This window comes from Pseudonocardia sp. D17, from assembly GCF_036984265.1.
Classification (GTDB): domain Bacteria; phylum Actinomycetota; class Actinomycetes; order Mycobacteriales; family Pseudonocardiaceae; genus Pseudonocardia; species Pseudonocardia benzenivorans.
In genome coordinates, this window is record NZ_BPRG01000143.1 from 1 (window position 1) to 1721 (window position 1721).

Genomic DNA, 1721 nt, shown 5'->3' on the forward strand with positions numbered 1-1721 from the left:
GTCGGCGGGCGCCAACGACCGCTGATAGACCTCCGATCTTGCTAAGGAGTCAAGCCGCGTGTTCCAGGACGTGGGTCGCTGACTCGGGGAAGGCCTTGATCGGGTCGTAGGTCTGGCGGGTCTGCAGGCAGTGGTAGAGCTGGCCGAGTTGGCGGTTGTAGAGGTTGCGCAGCGCTGCTGCGTGCCGGTCTCCTCGAGCTCGTCGCCTGTCGTAGTGACGCTTGGCGGGGCCAGGTCGGGGGATGGCGGCGAAGGCCCAGACGAATCCGACTGCGGCGAGCCGGTTGTTCTTCACTGTGCGGCGGGTGACGGAGATGCTTCGGCCCGACGCGCGGGTAACGGGGGCGGATCCGGCGAAGGCCTTGAGCGCTCGGGCGTCGGCGAACCGGGTCGGGTCGTCGCCGATCTCGGCCAACACGCGGGCGCCGGTGAGGTCGCCGAGGCCGTCGAAGCTGGTGATGATCGCGTAGTCGGGGTGTTGCCCGAACGCCTCGCTCGCGGCAGCGCTGAGTTCGTCGGCGTTGCTGCACTCGGTGTCGAGGGTAGCGAGCAGCGCAGCGGCATGTCGTCCCATCGCTTCCTCGACCGTGTGCGGGTGGCGCAGGTGCTTCGTGCCCAGCGCGCGATGGATGGTCGTGGCCAGAGCATCGATGCCGCGCTGTCGGCCGGCTCGGCGCAGTGCGGCGGCAATACGGGCCTTCGAGACCACGGCGCCCTTGGCGGGCGTGGGTGCGAGCCTCAGGACCGCGCGCGCTTCCCGGCTGGCGAGGTTGGTGGAGCCGTTGTGGGCGAAGGCATCGAGGAATCCGGGGTAGAACTCGCGCAGCAGTGACCGCAGCTCCTGGGTGGCCTTGGTGCGCCGCCAGATGGCGTCCTGGGCCGCTCTCGCGAGCACCGCGACAGCACGGGCCAGCTCGGTGTCAGCCGGTAAAGGCCGGTGAACGTGGGCATCGGTGCGCAAGATGTTAGCCAAGGTCATCGCATCGACGTGGTCGGACTTCTTCCGCGAGACTGAGTGGCGCTCCCGGTAGCGCGCGACAGCCAGTGGGTTGATCGGATAGATCCGGCGTCCCGTCTCGCGCAGCGCGGCCACCATCAGCCCGCGTGGAGTCTCGATGGCCACCGGGATCGGCTGCTCAGGGGTATCACCGGCCTCTGCCAGGATGGCGATCAGCTCGGCGAAGCCTTCGGCGTTGTCGGCGATACGTCGCTTGGCGATGAGCTTGCCGTCGGGGTTGACCACAGCGAGGTCGTGATGGCCTTCGGCCCAGTCGATCCCGCAGTAGGCGCGGGGCCGTGCATCCACGTGTCGATCTCCATTCCGCGAGGGATGTAGGTGTTGGTGACAGATCAGCTGTCCTGGTGAGACCGCGCGGCGCTCTAATGATGAGGCTCAAGGGCCTGCCCTCCGATTGAGCCGTTCGCGTTCTCAGCAACCCGCACGGTCCCGGCCTTCACAGCAGAGCTCGACGGCTCCCACGGTGCGAGGGATCGACCATGCGGGCGGGCAGCGATCACGAACAGCACCCTCATCGATCGAGAGGACGCGGTGACGGCCCGACGCGCCGACAGCGCCGATCTATCAGCAGAGCTCCCGGCTCCAAGACCTGACAGGCGTCCGTCACGGCCGGCCGCCACCGCGTGAACCCGCCGGAGCCTCACCAGCCGAGCTACGGAGGCTCCGGGCGCCGGGTTCAGCTGTCATTAGAGACCTGACCCGC

Annotated in this window: 1 protein-coding gene; it reads right to left on the reverse strand. The window is 68.2% G+C overall.

Annotation, left to right across the window (positions count from 1 at the left end; genetic code table 11):
• Positions 1–49: 49 nt before the first annotated feature.
• On the reverse strand, positions 50–1306 hold the full coding sequence (locus PSD17_RS23055) for an IS110 family transposase (protein WP_339124484.1): 1257 nt from the start codon (positions 1304–1306) through the stop codon (positions 50–52).
• Positions 1307–1721: the final 415 nt, after the last annotated feature.